The sequence below is a fragment of the Frankia sp. CcWB2 genome (genome assembly GCF_977927585.1).
Genome location: NZ_CDWRCM010000124.1, coordinates 13147 through 14312, shown reverse-complemented (window position 1 = coordinate 14312; position 1166 = coordinate 13147). Strand labels below are relative to the sequence as shown.

The 1166-nt window shown below is 65.9% G+C and carries 1 protein-coding gene and 1 pseudogene; both read right to left on the bottom strand.

All coding sequences use genetic code 11. The features are described 5' to 3' along the window. Window positions 1-567, bottom strand: a 567-nt coding sequence (locus tag ACY45C_RS13925; RefSeq protein ID WP_462188030.1) for an ATP-binding cassette domain-containing protein, incomplete at its 3' end; no start/stop codon positions are given. Between the two features lie 296 nt (window positions 568-863). Continuing rightward, window positions 864-1166: pseudogene (locus ACY45C_RS13920) on the bottom strand (hypothetical protein); the annotation flags it as partial.

Below are 1166 nucleotides of genomic sequence, written 5' to 3'. Positions count from 1 at the left end.
ATGGCTGATCATCACCACCGACACCCCCCGAGCCGCCGCTCCCCGAACCAGACCGGCCACCTGATCGGTCGCCCGAACATCAAGCGCCGCCGTCGGCTCATCCATCAACACCACCTTCCGCGCCCACGCAAGCGCCCGGGCAACAGCAATGATCTGCTGCTGACCGCCGGACAACTGCCGCACCGGAACCTCGAGACTCGGCAACTGAACACCCAGGTCCGCAAGGATCCGCCCGGCCTGCTGCTGCATCGCACGCCTACGCAACACACCCAGCCGCCCACCCAGACCAGCCGCCACCACCTCCCGGCCCAGGAAAAGATTGGCCACGACATTAAGCTCAGGCGCAAGAGCGAGATCCTGATAGAGCATCTCGATTCCCAGCCTCCGCGCGTCACCGGTACCGGCCAACCGCACCGGCCGGCCATCGACGAAAACCTCACCCTGATCGGCGCGATGCCAACCCGAAAGAACCTTGGTCAGCGTGCTCTTGCCCGCGCCGTTGTCACCGACCAGGCCCACGATCTCGCCGCGACGAACCGTGAGGTTCGCCCCCCGCAACGCCCGCACATGCCCGAACCTCTTGTGAACATCACGCACCTCCAACACGACCGGCGCCTCCACACTCACGCCGAACCCACCCCAGCCAGCCCCCGCACGCCCCGCACACCGGGAACATCGACGTTCTCCCCACCCCACCCCGCCACCGGCAGGGCGCCGACGGCAACCACACCGGGGCATGCTCGCCCGCCGAAGACAAACACACATCCACACATGGAAGACCCCTCTCACTAAAATGCTCGACTTAAATGCGGTGCCAAATCAGAACGTTGCCAGCCACGACAAACGCATCACAGAAATCATGTTTATAGAAACCTCGTTTCACGCCTGCTCGGCAGTGGCGAACCAGCCCGAGTTGTCAGGGTTTTGGTGTCGAGGGCGAGGACGGTGCCGTCCACGGTGACGGCGATGGCCAGGTCGCCGGCGGTGGTGAGTGGTGCGGCGATGGGGGCGCCGAGGGGTGTTTCGTGTCGTGCCTGGCCGGATTGGGCGTCCAGGAGGCGTAGGACGCCGTCGAGGCCGGGGAGTACGAGTGTGTCGCCGAGCAGGGTGGGTGGGGCGAACACGGGGTGTGGGGTGCGGGTGCAGCTGGTCATGGCGAACGGGCC